This window comes from Streptomyces flavofungini (assembly GCF_030388665.1).
GTDB classification, from domain to species: Bacteria; Actinomycetota; Actinomycetes; order Streptomycetales; family Streptomycetaceae; genus Streptomyces; species Streptomyces flavofungini_A.
Genome location: NZ_CP128846.1, coordinates 6864128 through 6877958, shown reverse-complemented (window position 1 = coordinate 6877958; position 13831 = coordinate 6864128). Strand labels below are relative to the sequence as shown.

Sequence of the window (13831 nt, the reverse complement as noted above, 5' to 3'; positions counted from 1 at the left end):
CCAGGGGTTCCGCGGGCCACTCGGAGCCCGCCCCCCATCCTGCGTCGCTCGTTCACCCGTCAAGGAGTACGTCCATGCCCCTCACCCGTTTCGCCGTCGCGCCCAGCGGCTTCAAGGAGTCCCTGTCCGCCCAGTCCGTCGCGGCAGCCATCGCGGCCGGGGTGCGGCGGGTCGTGCCGGACGCCGAGGTCGACCTGATCCCGCTGGTCGACGGCGGCGAGGGCACCGCGCAGGCGCTGGCCGCCGCGTCCGGGGGCCGCCTGGTGGCGCTGCCCGCGACGGGCCCCGTGGGCGAGCGCATCGGCACCCACTTCGCGCTCCTCGGCTCCGGCACCGCCGTCGTCGAGATGGCAGCGGCGGCGGGCCTCAGCCTGGTCCCGCGGGACCTGCGCGACCCGGGCGCCACCACCACGTACGGCGTCGGCGAGCTGATCCGCGCCGCCCTGGACACCGGCGCCCGCCGCATCCTGGTGGGCTGCGGCGACTCCGGCACGTCGGACGGGGGCGCGGGCGCCCTGCAGGCCCTCGGCGCCCGGCTCCTGGACGAGGACGGCTGGGAGCTGCCGTACGGCGGGCGGGAGCTGATGCGCCTGCACCACATCGACACCAGCGGCCTCGACCCGCGCCTCGCGGACACCGAGTTGCTCGTCGCCTGCAACCCGCACAACGTCCTGTGCGGCGCACGCGGCGTGGCCCGCGTCTTCGGCCCGCAGAAGGGCGCGACCCCCGCCCAGGTCGAGCAGCTCGCGGCGGGCCTCGAACACTGGGCGTACGTCCTGACCCGCGATCTGAACGTCACCGCCGACCTCTACAACGGCGTCGGGACCGGCGCCTCCGGGGGCCTCGGCGCGGGGCTCGCCGCGCTCGGCGCCCGGCTCCTGCCCCGCTTCGACGTGCTCCTGGACCATCTCGACCTGGACGCCCGCCTCGCCCGCGCCGACCTGGTCGTCACCGCGGAGGGCGCCCTCGACCACCAGACGCCGCGCGGCAAGGTCCCGGCCGAGGTGGCCCGGCGCGCCAAGCGGTTCGGGCGACCCGTCCTGGTGCTCGCGGGCACCATCGGGGACGGGGCGCACGCGGTCCGCGAACTCGGCGTGGACGCCTACAGCGCGATCCTGCCCGCCCCGGTGTCGCTCACCGAGGCGCTGAGCCGGGGCGGCGAGTTCCTGACGGACGCGACGGAGCGCGCCCTGCGCATGATCGTCCTGGGGTCCCGGCTGCGGCGTCAGGCAGCGGCGGCGTCCGCGGCACCGGCGACGGCGCTGTCCGCCGCACCGGTGTCCGGCACGCAACGCCCGTCCTCCGTACGGTAGTTCCAGCGCGCCCCGTCGGCCACCAGCTCGCGGACGGCGCGCACGAAGCGCTCCACGTGCTCGTCGGGGGTGCCCGCGCCGAAGCTCACCCGGATCGCGTTCAGGGACCGCTCACCGGGCGCGGCCTCCGGGGCGCCGCACTCGCCGGGCTCGTCGGGGGCGCCGCCGAGCAGGGTGCGCACGAGCGGGTGGGCGCAGAAGAGGCCGTCGCGCACGCCGATGCCGTACTCGGCGGACAGGGCGGCCGCGAAGTGCGAGCTGTTCCAGCCGTCGACGACGAAGGAGATGACGCCGACGCGCGGCGCGTCGTCCCCGAACAGGGAGAGCACCCGCACCTGCGGCACATCCGCGAGCCCCGCGGTGACCGTCGCGATCAGGTGCCGCTCCCGCTCCACGAGCGCGTCGAACCCGGCCTCCTGAAGGGCCTTGCAGGCGGAGGCGATGGAGTAGGCGCCGATGACGTTGGGCGACCCGGCTTCGTGCCGGGCGGCCGTGTCGTGCCACTCGACGTCCACTCCCCCGTCGGCGCGCCGCGCGACCTTGCGCGAGGCGCCGCCGCCGGCGAGGTACGGCTCGGCGGCCTGCAGCCAGTCGGCCCGCCCGGCGAGCACGCCGGAGCCGAAGGGCGCGTACAGCTTGTGCCCGGAGAAGGCGACCCAGTCGACGTCCAACTCCGCGATGTCCACGGGGTGGTGGGGTGCGAGCTGGGCGGCGTCGAGGACGATGCGGGCGCCGTGCGCGTGCGCGACGGCGGCCAGCTCACGGACCGGCCACAGCTCACCGGTGACGTTCGAGGCGCCGGTGACGCACACGAGGGCGGGGCCGTAGGGGCCTCCCCCGCTCGAACGAAGCGGAGAGCTCGGGGAGGGGTCGCGGTCGGCGAGTGCGCGCTCCAGGGTGTGGACGGCCTCGTCGTGGGTGCGCGGGGCGTCGAGGTAGGTGACGCGGGCGTCGCGCCAGGGCAGCAGCGAGGCGTGGTGCTCGGTCTCGAACACGAAGACCTCGCAGTCGGCGGGCAGGGCGGCGGCGAGCAGGTTCAGCGAGTCGGTGGTCGACCGCGTGAACACCACCTGGTCGCCGTCGCGGCAGCCCAGGAACTCGGCGACGGTCCTGCGGGCGTTCTCGAACAGGTCGGTCGACAGCTGCGACAGGTACCCGGCGCCGCGGTGCACGCTCCCGTAGTACGGCGCGTACGCGGCCACGTCGTCCCAGACCCGCTGCAGGGCCGGGGCGCTCGCGGCGTAGTCGAGCGCGGCGTAGGTCACCTCGCCGCCGGTGACGAGGGGGACGGTGACGTCGCGGCCGAGGACCGGCAGCGGGGCGGCGCAGCAGGGGTCGGCGGAGTCGGCGGGCTCGGCGGACCGGGCGGCGGACGCGGTGGCAGCAGGGGTGGCAGACATGGCGAACTCCCGTAAGAGGCAGGCGAGATCACTGGGCCGGACGTCGGTCGACAGCTCAGGAAAAGGTGAAATGGGTGCGCGGAAAAGGGGCGTCGACGCCCTATCGCATTCGCTTGCTCACGAGACTGCTCCCTTGAGGACCAGGACCCCAGGGTTCAAAGGGGTCCGCGCTTGCGGCGGACCTTGCTGTCCACCGCCTGGTCTTCACCCGGGGCACCCCGCCACGGACGGAGGGTTGCCGGACAGCGGGCCGGGGCCGTAGTCGCTGTCACTCATGACCTGCCGGACATCCTGCCACACGCCCAAGGGCGCGCAACATCGCCGTCCACAATCCGGACCGGGGCGCCCCGTCAGGGGCGCGGGGAACTGCGCGCTCAGCGCGCGAAAAGCCGCAGACGCGTCTGCGGAGTACCTGGCAGATGCGTCTGCGGCTTTGTTGTGGCTGGTCGCGCAGTTCCCCGCGCCCCTTCCAGGGGCTTAGCTGTTACTCGCCGCCACCCAGCGCGCCAGCACACCCTTCGCTGCCCCGGAGTCGATGGCGTCGGCCGCCTTGGCCATCCCCGTCCTGATCTGCCCCGCCAGGGACCCCTCGCCCGGCCCCAGGGCGACCAGCGCCGCCGCCGAGTTCAGCAGCACCGCGTCCCGCACCGGCCCCGTCTCACCGTCCAGAAGCCGCCGCGCGACCTCCGCGTTGTACGAGGCGTCGGCGCCCCGCAGCGCCTCGACCGGCACCAGGTCGATGCCGACGTCCCGCGGGTCGAAGGCCTCCTCGTGGACGCCCCCGTCCCTGACCACCCACACCCGCGACGTGGCCGTCGTCGTCAGCTCGTCGAGCCCGTCGTCGCCGCGGAAGACGAGCGCCGAAGAGCCGCGCTCGGCGAGGACGCCGGCGAGGATCGGCGCCATCCGCGCGTCGGCGACACCGGTGGCCTGGGCCCGCACCCTGGCCGGGTTGGTGAGCGGGCCGAGGAAGTTGAAGGTGGTCCGGATGCCCAGTTCGCGGCGCGCGGGCGCCACGTGCCGGAGCGCGGGGTGGAACTTCACCGCGAAGCAGAAGGTGATCCCGGCCTCCTCGGCGACCTCCCGCACCCGTCTGGGGGTGAGCTCCAGGTTCACGCCGAGCTTCTCCAGGACGTCGGAGGCGCCGCTCGCGGAGGACGCCGCGCGGTTGCCGTGCTTGACGACCTTCGCGCCGGTCCCGGCGACGACGATCGCCGACATGGTGGAGATGTTCACGGTCTTGGCGCCGTCGCCGCCGGTGCCGACGATGTCGACGCTCGGCCCGGGCACGTCGATGGTGTGGGCGTGCTCGTACATCGTCCGGACCAGGCCGGAGATCTCCTCGACGGTCTCGCCCTTGGCGCGCAGCGCCACCGCGAAGCCCGCGATCTGCGCGTCCGTGGCCTCGCCGCTCATGATGCGGTCCATGGCCCAGGCCGTGTCGTCCGCGCTCTGGTCGCGCCCGTCGAGCAGCCCGTTCAGTACGTCGGGCCAGGAACGGGCCGCCGCGGTGTCGCCTCCTGCGGGGGTCACAGCGCTCATGGCCGCTCCTGGTTTCGTAGACGAAGGCATCCCAAGCTTCTTGGGGTGGGTCCACCCTATCCAGCCCCCAGGACGGCAAAGAGCCCCGTCCATGCACTGGACGGGGCTCCTGCCGTGGCGACCTTCGGGTCAGCGCCTGGTGGCGCTCAGGTGATCAGTGGTGGCCGTGGCCGCTCGTGATCTCCTTGTACTCCTCCGCGGTGGGCTTCGGGATCTGGCTGTCCTCGCCGTAGAAGCCCTTGGAGAGCTTCGCCCGCAGCTTCTGCGGACCCTTGACCTTGCGCTCCACGCCGTTCTCGTCGACCGTCGGGCCGATCTCGAGCGGCTTGTACTGCTCGTGCGCGGTCAGGGTGTGCAGCTGCTCCTTGTTGAGCGGCTCGTGCACCTCGATGAACTCACCGTGCGGCAGGCGCTTGATGATGCCGGACTCGCGTCCGTGCAGCACCTTGTCCTTGTCGCGCCGCTGCAGGCCCAGGCAGATCCGCTTGGTGACGATGAACGCGATGACCGGTCCGGCGAAGAAGAAGATCCGGACGAACCAGGTGATCGAGTTGATCGACAGGTGGAAGTGGGTGGCCCACAGGTCGTTTCCACCACCGACGAGCAGGACGAAGTACCAGGTCATCCAGGCCACACCGAAGGCGGTGCGGGTCGGGGCGTTGCGCGGGCGGTCCAGGATGTGGTGCTCGCGCTTGTCCCCGGTGACCCAGGCCTCGATGAACGGGTAGACCGCGATGGCCACCAGGACCAGCGGGAAGATGATCAACGGGATGAACACACCCAGGACGAGCGTGTGTCCCCAGAGGTTGATCTCCCAGCCCGGCATGACACGGATCAGGCCTTCGGAGAAGCCCATGTACCAGTCGGGCTGGGCGCCCGTGGACACCTGGTCCGGACGGTAGGGCCCGAGAGCCCAGATCGGGTTGATCGTGGCGATCGCCGAGACGGCCGCGATGACACCGAAGACCAGGAAGAAGAAGCCTCCGGCCTTGGCCATGTAGACCGGGAGCAGCGGCATGCCGACGACGTTCTTGTTGGTCTTGCCGGGGCCCGCGAACTGCGTGTGCTTGTGGTAGAAGACCAGGATCAGGTGCGCCACCACGAGGCCGAGCATGATGCCCGGCAGCAGCAGGATGTGGACCGAGTAGAACCGTGCCACGAAGTCGCCGCCGGGGAACTCCCCGCCGAACAGGAACATCGAGAGGTACGTTCCGACGATCGGCACCGAGAGCACGGCGCCCTGCATGAAGCGGACACCGGTGCCCGACAACAAGTCGTCCGGGAGCGAGTAACCGGTGAAGCCGGTGAACATGCCGAGGACGAACAGCAGGAAGCCGAACAGCCAGTTGACCTCGCGCGGCTTGCGGAAGGCGCCCGTGAAGAAGACGCGCATCATGTGCACGAACATGGCCGCGAGGAAGATCAGCGCCGCCCAGTGGTGGATCTGCCGGATCAGCAGACCACCGCGCACATCGAAGGAGATGTGCATGGTCGAGTTGAACGCCTCGGACATCAGCTGGCCCTGCAGGGGCACGTAGCTGCCGTGGTACTCCACCTCGTTCATCGACGGGTGGAAGAACAGCGTCAGGTACACACCCGTGAGGATGATGATGATGAAGCTGTAGAGGCAGATCTCACCGAGCATGAAGGACCAGTGGTCCGGGAAGATCTTGCGCATGTTGGCCTTGGCCAGGGAGTAGATCCCCAGGCGGCCGTCGGCCCAGTCGGCGACCCGCTCACCGGCGGGCGCCTTCTTGCGTGTGTCGGTGGCCGGGGCCTCGGTCACCGTGGTGTTCTCGGTACTCATCCGCGCTCCCAGAAGGCAGGACCGACGGGCTCTTCGAAGTCGCCGTGCGCCTCGAGATAGCCCTCCTCGTTCACGCCGATCTTCAACTGCGGAAGGGCGTGACCGGCGGGGCCGAAGATGACTCGGGCGCCGTCGGAGAGGTCGAAGGTGGACTGGTGGCACGGGCAGAGCGCGTGGTGCGTCTGCTGCTCGTACAGGGAGATCGGGCAGCCCACGTGGGTGCAGATCTTGGAGTACGCGACGACACCCTCGTGCGACCACTCCAGCTCGCGCTTGTCCTTGATGTTGTCCGGCTGGATCCGGACGATCATCAGGGCCGCCTTGGCGATCTGGGTCTGGAAGTCGTGGTCGTGCTCCTCCAGGCCCTCGGGCTTGGCGAAGGTGAGCGATCCGACCGGGATGTCCGCGGGGCGCAGCGGCTCGTTCGTGTTCATGTTCACGAGCAGCTTGCCCTTGGACCACAGGGTGTGCCGCAGCTTGTCCTCCGGCAGCGGACCGAGGTCACGCAGCAGGACGACACCGGACAGCGGAACCATGGCGAGCGCGCCGAACATGGTGTTGCGGATCAGCTTGCGCCGGCCGAGCTGGGACTCCTTCGCGCCGGCCGCGAAGTCCGCCATCACCTTGGCCTTGACCTCGGGCTCGGCCTCGATGGGGTGCCGGTCGTCGGCGACCTCCACGTCGGACATCAGGGTGCGGGCCCAGTGGACCGCGCCCGCGCCGATGCAGAAGAGCGCCACGCCGAGGGTCATGCCCAGGGAGAAGTTGAGCGCGCTGATGTGGCCGATGGGCCAGATGTAGACGCTCTTGTCGACCGGGAAGGCCACGTACGAGGCGATGAAGCCGATCGTGGCCAGCATCGAGACGGTGAACAGGAGCGCGACCGTGCGCTCGGAGCGCCGGGCGGCCTGCTCGTCGATGTCCTGGACGCGGTGCTCGTGGGGCGGCAGCCCCGGGTCCGCGAACGGGTCGGCCTCATCGGCCACGGCTACCGCGCCGTGGGCGGCGGATTCCTGCTCGCTGGGCAGGTTCTCTTCTGGATTCTCTTGGCTACTCATGACTTCTTGGCCTTTGCGGTCCGGGCGGCGACCCACACGGCGACCGCGATCAGCGCGCCGAGGCCGAAGATCCAGGCGAAGAGGCCTTCGCTGACCGGTCCGAGACCGCCCAGCTTGAGACCGCCGGGGCTCTCGGTCTTCTCACCGTTGACCGCGTCGAGGTACGCGATGATGTCCTTCTTGGCCTTCTCCGGCATCGTCGTGTCGGGGAAGGACGGCATGTTCTGCGGGCCCGTCTGCATGGCCTCGTAGATGTGCTTGGGGCTGACGCCCTCCAGGCTCGGAGCGAACTTGCCGTGTGTCAGCGCGCCGCCTTCACCGGTGAAGTTGTGGCACTGGGCGCAGTTGGTGCGGAACAGTTCGCCGCCCTTGGCGATGTCGGCGCCCTCGGGACTGACCTGCTTCTCGGTGGGGATGTTGGGTCCCGCGCCGAGCGAGGCGATGTACGCGGCGAGCTGGTCGATCTCCGCCTGGCTGTAGATGACCTTCTTCTTGGGCGCCTGGGCGCCCTGCTGCTGGAGCGGCATCCGACCGGTGCCGACCTGGAAGTCGACAGCGGCGGCGCCCACGCCCACCAGGCTCGGACCGTCGGAGGTGCCCTGACCGCCGGTTCCGTGGCAGCTGGAGCAGCCCACGGCATAGAGCTTCTTGCCCTCGTCGATGGCGAGGGACTGAGCGGTTTCGTCGGCCTGCGCCTTGTCCGCCGGCGCGAACGCGGCGTACAGCCCCCCGGTGGCCGCCAGCGCGAGGAGTAGGACGACGACCGCCGCCAGCGGATGGCGTCGTCGTGCGGAGAGCTTTTTCACGGATTACCCCGGTGTCAGGATCTTCTGCGTCGATGCTTCTGGAATGTGTCGGTACGTCGGGTGCGTCCGGCCGAGAGCCGCCGCGGTCCCCGCTACCGTCTACTTGATCATGTAGATCGTGGCGAAGAGGCCGATCCAGACGACATCGACGAAGTGCCAGTAGTAGGACACGACGATGGCGGCGGTCGCCTGCTCGTGGGTGAACCTCCTGGCCGCGTAGGTGCGGCCGAGGACCAGCAGGAAGGCGATCAGGCCGCCTGTCACATGCAGTCCGTGGAAGCCGGTGGTCAGGTAGAACACCGAGCCGTACGGGTCGGACGAGAGCGAGAGGCCCTCGTGCTTGACCAGCTCCGTGTACTCGAAGACCTGACCACCGATGAAGATCGCACCCATGATGAAGGTGACGATGAACCACATCCGGAGCTTCTTCACATCACCGCGCTCGGCGGCGAAAACGCCGAGCTGGCAGGTGAGGGAGGAGAGCACCAGGATCGTGGTGTTCGTCGCCGAGAACGGGAAGTTCAGGCTCGACGCCATTTCCTTCCAGTGATCGGGACCCGTAACCGATCGCAGGGTGAAGTACATCGCGAAGAGGGCCGCGAAGAACATCAGCTCGGAACTCAGCCAGATGATGGTTCCGACGCTGGTGAGGTTCGGTCGATTGACCGGCGGGTGCGCGTGCCCGGTATCTACTGTCGTTGCTGTCGCCACGACCGACATTATGTCGGTCGCTTATCCCGCCCTCACCCCGGGGGGTGCCGTTCGGAGTGTCTGTGGGGTGTGTCCTGCCCGGATGGCCCATCGGAGCGGTGTCCGAAGCGCTGTTGACGGGGTGTCGGGAGGAGTAGCATCCGCGCGAGATGCCCTCGACCAAGCGGAGGAACCATGCAGCCGACCGCCACGGTGCTGGTCTACAGCGACAACGCGAACACCCGTGAGCAGGTCCGCCTGGCCACCGGACGCCGGCCGGCCAGCGATGTCCCAGAAGTCCGCTTCATCGAGTGCGCGACCCTGCCCGCGGTCCTCACCGAACTCGAACGGGGCGGGATCGACGCCTGCGTCCTTGACGGCGAGGCCGTGCCCGCGGGCGGCATGGGCGTGTGCAGGCAGATCAAGGACGAGATCTTCCAGGCCCCGCCGGTGCTGCTGCTCATCGGGCGCCCGCAGGACGCCTGGCTGGCCACCTGGAGCCGCGCGGAGGCCGCGGTGACCCTGCCGGTCGACCCGGTGGAGTTCGCGTCCTCACTGGCCGCCCTGCTGCGTGACAGGGCGGCCCTGAGCGCCTGACGGGGCTCAGACCGACTGGGGACGCAGTCTCGCCGCGTCCGCGGGCTCGGAGCCCTCCTTGGCGCCGCCGAGGAGGGCACTGCCCTCGACCCACTTCTTCCAGCTCACGTTCCAGTCGCCGAATCCGTTCCCGAACGGGTCCATGTCGGCGCCGTTGCTGTTGACGACCTTCACGATGTCACCCTGACGGACGGTCTCGTAGAACCACGCGGCGTTGCCGGTGCTCATGCCGGTGCAGCCGTGGCTGGTGTTGGCGTAGCCCTGGGAGCCCACCGACCAGGGGGCGGCGTGCACGTACTCGCCGCTGTCGGTGACCCTGGTCGCGTAGTAGACCATCTTGTCGTAGAAGTCCGAGGCGCCGATGCTGGCGCTGGTCATGCGGACCGCGTACTCCTTGCCCAGGACCACCTTGATGCCGTTGCGGGTGGCGTAGCCGGGCTTGCCGGTGGTGACCGGCATGGAGTTGATTTCCTCGCCGTTGCGGTAGACGGTCATCCAGTGCGAGCCGGCGTCGGTCACCGCCACGATCTTGTCGCCGGTGGTGAAGCGCAGCGGCTTGGTCTCTGCGCCCCAGAGCTTGTCGGTGACCTTGATGCCCTCGAGGTTGCTGCGGACGTCGACGGTGGCGTTGGCGGGCCAGTAGTCCTTGGGGCGGTAGTGCAGCGTCCGGCTGTCCACCCAGTGCCAGGCGCCGTCCGTGGCGGGCCGCGAGCGGACCTTCAGGGCGCGTTCGACGACGGCCCTCGCCTCCTTGCCCTTGACCTTGGCGCTGAGCTTGGCCGTGACGGGCTGGCCGACGCCGTACTTGCCCGCCGCGGGGCCGAGGGTGACCTTCAGCTGCTTCTTCTTGGCGGCCTTGTCGGTGGCGAAGTTCAGGACCTTGCGGCCCGGTGAGCCCTCGTCGTCCTCGGTGCTGACCCGCACCGTGTAGTCCGCGCCCGCCGCGAGGGGGGCCGTGCTGTGCCACCGGGAGCCGTCGGCGGTGAGCTCGCCCGCCACGTACCGGCCCATGGCGTCGGTGGCCGTGACGTCGGTGATGCGGCCCTCGTCGCCCTCCGCGGTGATTTCGAGCGGCTTGTCGGGGTCCGCCTTCTGGCTGCCCGCGGGGCCGTTGAAGGCGATCTGGCTCGCCGCGTCGTACGGCTTGGCCGAGAGCGGATGGCCGTCGCTGCCGCAGGCCGTGGCCCCCGCACCGAGGGCGACCACCAGCATCGTGCAGCTCAGTACCGTGCGGATTCGCGGTGAGTGTCTCATGAGCACACGCTATGAAGATTCGTCAGGACCGGCGCGCCGAGTGACCCGTACGAGTTCCCCCGAAAGGCCGAACGGCCGAACGGCCGAGGGGCCCGGACGCTCCTGACGGAGTGTCCGGGCCCCTCGGGACCGCTGGTGCGGGCGAGCTACTGGTTCTGGTTCTCGCCGCGGTAGTACTCGAAGACCCAGCCCCACAGTCCGATGAGGAGCAGCGGAGCGGAGAAGTACAGCAGCCACCAGCCGAAGACGACGCCCATGAAGGCGAGCGCGCCACCGACGGCCAGGGAGAGCGGCTGCCAGCTGTGCGGGCTGAAGAAGCCCACTTCGCCGGCCTCGTCGGCGACGTCGGCCTCGGTGTTGTCCTGTGCGGAGGCGTCGACACGCCGGGCCGTGAAGGCCAGGTAGTAGCCGATCATGATGCACAGGCCGAAGGCCAGGAAGAGCGCGGTGGTACCGGCGGGCTCCTTCGACCACCAGCCATAGACGATCGCCATGGCCAGTACGAAGACGCTCAGCCAGATGAACATCTTGCCCTGGATCTTCACTTGCCGGCCTCCTTGCCGCCGGCGAGAGCCTTCTCGCCGTGACCGGCGTTCTCGAGCTGGTCGAGAGCGGCGATCTCCGGGTGGTGCAGGTCGAACGCCGGGGATTCGCTACGAATACGCGGCAGGGTGAGGAAGTTGTGCCGTGGCGGCGGGCAGGACGTCGCCCACTCCAGCGAACGGCCGTAGCCCCACGGGTCGTCGACCTCGATCTTCTTGCCGTACTTGGCGGTCTTCCAGATGTTGTAGAAGAACGGCAGGATCGACAGGCCGAGCAGGAACGAGGCGATCGTCGAGATCGTGTTCAGGGCGGTGAAGCCGTCGGCGTCCAGGTAGTCCGCGTACCGGCGCGGCATGCCCTCCGCGCCCAGCCAGTGCTGGACGAGGAACGTGCCGTGGAAGCCGATGAACAGCGTCCAGAACGTGATCTTGCCGAGCCGCTCGTCCAGCATCTTGCCGGTGAACTTGGGCCACCAGAAGTGGAAGCCGGCGAACATCGCGAACACCACGGTGCCGAAGACGACGTAGTGGAAGTGCGCGACCACGAAGTACGAGTCCGACACGTGGAAGTCCATCGGCGGCGAGGCCAGGATGACGCCCGTCAGACCACCGAAGGTGAAGGTGATCAGGAAGCCGATCGCCCAGAGCATCGGGGTCTCGAAGGACAGGGACCCCTTCCACATCGTTCCGATCCAGTTGAAGAACTTCACGCCTGTTGGCACGGCGATCAGGAACGTCATGAAGGAGAAGAACGGTAGGAGTACGCCGCCCGTGACGTACATGTGGTGCGCCCACACCGTCACCGAAAGACCGGCGATGGCGATGGTCGCGCCGATGAGACCCATGTAGCCGAACATCGGCTTGCGGGAGAAGACCGGGATGACTTCGGAAATGATTCCGAAGAATGGCAGCGCGATGATGTACACCTCTGGATGGCCGAAGAACCAGAAGAGGTGTTGCCACAGCAAGGCCCCGCCATTGGCCGCGTCGAAGATATGGGCACCGAATTTGCGGTCCGCCTCCAGGGCGAACAGCGCGGCGGCCAGCACCGGGAACGCGAGCAGCACGAGCACGGCGGTGAGCAGCACGTTCCACACGAAGATCGGCATGCGGAACATCGTCATGCCGGGGGCGCGCATGCAGATGATGGTGGTGATGAAGTTGACCGAGCCGAGGATCGTGCCGAAGCCGGAGAAGGCCAGACCCATGATCCACATGTCGGCGCCGATGCCGGGCGACCGGACCGCGTCCGAGAGCGGCGAGTAGGCGAACCAACCGAAGTCCGCGGCGCCGTTCGGGGTGAGGAAGCCGCCGACGGCGATCAGCGAGCCGAACAGGTACAGCCAGTAGGCGAACATGTTCAGACGCGGGAAGGCCACGTCGGGAGCGCCGATCTGGAGCGGCATGATCCAGTTCGCGAAGCCCGCGAACAGCGGCGTCGCGAACATCAGCAGCATGATCGTGCCGTGCATCGTGAACGCCTGGTTGAACTGCTCGTTCGACATGATCTGCGTACCCGGGCGGGCGAGCTCGGCGCGCATGAAGAGCGCCATGACGCCGCCGATGCAGAAGAACGCGAACGACGTGACCAGATAGAGCGTGCCGATCGTCTTGTGGTCAGTGGTGGTCAGCCACTTGATGACGACGTTTCCCGGCTGCTTGCGCCTGACCGGCAGCTCGTCCTCGTACGAGTCGGCTGCTGCCGCGGCACCCTGGGGTTCGTTGAGGATGCTCACAGGTTGTTCGTCTCCCGGTTCTTCTCGTGGCCCGTCTGCTCGATGCCGGCCGGGATGTAACCGGTCTGGTTCTTCTTCGCGAGGTCCTCGAGGTGCTTCTGGTAGCGCTCGGGAGAGACGACCTTGACGTTGAAGAGCATCCGGGAGTGGTCGACGCCGCAGAGCTCGGCGCACTTGCCCATGAAGGTGCCCTCCTTGTTCGGAGTGACCTCGAAGGCGTTGGTGTGACCCGGGATGACGTCCTGCTTCATCAGGAACGGAACCACCCAGAAGGAGTGGATGACGTCACGCGAAGTCAGTACGAAGCGGACCTTCTCGCCCTTGGGGAGCCAGAGGGTCGGGCCGGGGTTGCCGTTCTGCGGGTTCCGCTCGCCGGGCGTACCGACCTGGTAGACGCCGCCGGCATTGGCCGGGAAGTCCTTGCGGAACCGGTCCGGAATGGCGTCCAGTTCCTTGGCGGTCCTGGCGTTGTCCTTGTTGGAGCCCTTCACGTTCTCGATGTAGTTGAAGCCCCAGCTCCACTGGAAGCCGACCACGTTGATGGTGTGGGCGGGCTTGTCGTCGAGCTTCAGGAGCTTGGACTCATCGCGTGCCGTGAAGTAGAAGAGCACCGAGACGATGATGAGCGGGACCACCGTGTACAGCGCCTCGATGGGCATGTTGTAACGCGTCTGCGGAGGGACCTCCACCTTGGTGCGGCTGCGCCGGTGGAAGATGATGCTCCACAGGATCAGGCCCCAGACCAGGACGCCCGTGGCGAGCGCAGCCGCCCACGAGCCCTGCCAGAGGGAGAGGATCCGCGGAGCCTCCTCCGTGACCGGGGTCGGCATACCAAGGCGGGGAAAGTCCTTGTATGTGCAACCGGTGGCGGTTACCAGGACCAGGCCCGCAGTCAATGCCTGCAGCAGCTTCCGCCGCATCGGGCGCCGCGGCGAGCGGTCGGAGCCGTTGGGACTCACGTAGCGCCTTCCCGAGAGTCTCGCCCGCGCTGTTGGCTGCGGCCTTCTCGGTGGTCGGTCGCCGCCCTGCGTCGGGCAGGGGTTTGGATGTTTATGCGGACCAAACCCTACTGGACGCTATTTGGGG

General features: G+C 68.8%; 12 protein-coding genes and 1 riboswitch. Of the genes, 2 read left to right on the top strand and 10 right to left on the bottom strand.

The features are described 5' to 3' along the window. Nucleotides 1–74: 74 nt before the first annotated feature. Nucleotides 75–1313, top strand: coding sequence for a glycerate kinase family protein (locus QUY26_RS29390; protein ID WP_289951843.1), 1239 nt, complete (start codon nt 75–77; stop codon nt 1311–1313). On the opposite strand, the gene QUY26_RS29385 is transcribed toward QUY26_RS29390, so the two are convergent. From QUY26_RS29385 to ctaE, 6 genes are all read right to left on the bottom strand, one after another. Then, the gene (locus tag QUY26_RS29385) at nt 1226–2713 is read right to left on the bottom strand and encodes an aminotransferase class V-fold PLP-dependent enzyme (RefSeq protein ID WP_289951841.1); all 1488 of its coding nucleotides are present in this window, start codon (nt 2711–2713) and stop codon (nt 1226–1228) included. The genes QUY26_RS29390 and QUY26_RS29385 overlap by 88 nt on opposite strands. A 162-nt stretch (nt 2714–2875) precedes the next feature. Then, nucleotides 2876–2993, bottom strand: a riboswitch (SAM riboswitch). 197 nt (nt 2994–3190) lie between these two features. After that, nucleotides 3191–4255, bottom strand: coding sequence for an anthranilate phosphoribosyltransferase (trpD, locus tag QUY26_RS29380; protein WP_289951840.1), 1065 nt, complete (start codon nt 4253–4255; stop codon nt 3191–3193). A 154-nt stretch (nt 4256–4409) separates the two neighbouring features. Continuing rightward, nucleotides 4410–6062, bottom strand: a complete 1653-nt coding sequence (gene qcrB, locus QUY26_RS29375) for a cytochrome bc1 complex cytochrome b subunit (RefSeq protein ID WP_289951838.1) — start codon at nt 6060–6062, stop codon at nt 4410–4412. Then, a complete protein-coding gene (qcrA, locus tag QUY26_RS29370) occupies nt 6059–7120 on the bottom strand; it encodes a cytochrome bc1 complex Rieske iron-sulfur subunit (protein WP_289951836.1) in 1062 nt (353 codons plus the stop codon). The genes qcrB and qcrA overlap by 4 nt, the downstream gene beginning before the upstream one ends. Then, complete coding sequence (qcrC, locus tag QUY26_RS29365) at nt 7117–7926, bottom strand: cytochrome bc1 complex diheme cytochrome c subunit (protein ID WP_289951834.1); 810 nt, start codon at nt 7924–7926, stop codon at nt 7117–7119. The genes qcrA and qcrC overlap by 4 nt, the downstream gene beginning before the upstream one ends. Before the next feature lie 99 nt (nt 7927–8025). Beyond that, nucleotides 8026–8646 (bottom strand): aa3-type cytochrome oxidase subunit III, encoded by a 621-nt coding sequence (gene ctaE / locus QUY26_RS29360; protein ID WP_030360900.1) that lies wholly within the window; start codon nt 8644–8646, stop codon nt 8026–8028. Between the two features lie 165 nt (nt 8647–8811). Here ctaE and QUY26_RS29355 point away from each other — a divergent pair, with 165 nt between their 5' ends. Then, on the top strand, nt 8812–9213 hold the full coding sequence (locus QUY26_RS29355; RefSeq protein WP_289951831.1) for a hypothetical protein: 402 nt from the start codon (nt 8812–8814) through the stop codon (nt 9211–9213). A gap of 6 nt (nt 9214–9219) precedes the next feature. Here QUY26_RS29355 and QUY26_RS29350 read toward each other — a convergent pair whose 3' ends face one another. From QUY26_RS29350 to ctaC, 4 genes are all read right to left on the bottom strand, one after another. Next, nucleotides 9220–10467: a L,D-transpeptidase gene (locus tag QUY26_RS29350; RefSeq protein WP_289951830.1), complete on the bottom strand. Its 1248-nt coding sequence runs from the start codon at nt 10465–10467 to the stop codon at nt 9220–9222. Nucleotides 10468–10613: 146 nt separating this feature from the next. Next, the gene (locus QUY26_RS29345) at nt 10614–11012 is read right to left on the bottom strand and encodes a cytochrome c oxidase subunit 4 (RefSeq protein WP_030360903.1); all 399 of its coding nucleotides are present in this window, start codon (nt 11010–11012) and stop codon (nt 10614–10616) included. Next, nucleotides 11009–12745 (bottom strand): aa3-type cytochrome oxidase subunit I, encoded by a 1737-nt coding sequence (gene ctaD / locus QUY26_RS29340; RefSeq protein ID WP_087883761.1) that lies wholly within the window; start codon nt 12743–12745, stop codon nt 11009–11011. Before ctaD ends, QUY26_RS29345 begins: the two co-directional genes overlap by 4 nt. Next, on the bottom strand, nt 12742–13704 hold the full coding sequence (ctaC, locus tag QUY26_RS29335) for an aa3-type cytochrome oxidase subunit II (RefSeq protein ID WP_289951822.1): 963 nt from the start codon (nt 13702–13704) through the stop codon (nt 12742–12744). Before ctaC ends, ctaD begins: the two co-directional genes overlap by 4 nt. Nucleotides 13705–13831: the final 127 nt, after the last annotated feature.